1 protein-coding gene is annotated in these 496 nt (G+C 48.2%); it reads right to left on the bottom strand.

Annotation, left to right across the window (positions count from 1 at the left end):
• Nucleotides 1–16: 16 nt before the first annotated feature.
• A partial coding sequence (locus tag ACKQTC_RS09215) for a CAP domain-containing protein (RefSeq protein WP_408978148.1) occupies nucleotides 17–496 on the bottom strand: 480 nt, incomplete at its 5' end.

Raw genomic sequence — 496 nt, 5'->3', positions numbered from 1 at the left:
AGCACCGGCAGGGCGGTTAGAGTTGTGTTTGGAAGAGTTGGATCCAGTTCTGCGTACTGCCGGAATGGCACCCAAAGCCGGCATATGCATTACTGGGATTAAGGATATTACTACGGTGTCCGGGGGAGTTCATCCAACCAGCAAAAACATAATCAACAGATTCAAAGTTTCTGCTATTAAATCCAGTTGCTAAGTTCTCATTTACATTAAAGTATTTACTAAACTTTTTCAGCCCTACATCATTTAGGACGGTTTTCGGGATATTACCATCTAACCTACTATGAGGGTTCCAACCAGCTGCCTCCTTAGCCTCATAGCCTTCGTAAGTAGGATTATCTTTTAGCGCTTCAGTCGTCTCCCTCGCCCTAATCTCAGCCCCTTCACAGAGGGCAGGAGAGAGCTTAACAGGCTGTAGCCCATGCTCAGCCCGGGCAGCGTTCACCAGTTCCAACATTCGCAGCTGGTCTGCTGTAAAGGGCTTCCGGGGGGCTTCTAA

The organism is Peptococcus simiae, from assembly GCF_046097595.1.
In the GTDB taxonomy this organism is placed as follows: domain Bacteria; phylum Bacillota; class Peptococcia; order Peptococcales; family Peptococcaceae; genus Peptococcus; species Peptococcus simiae.
Note: the sequence above shows the minus strand (reverse complement) of the source record. Positions and strands in the feature narration are given on the sequence as shown.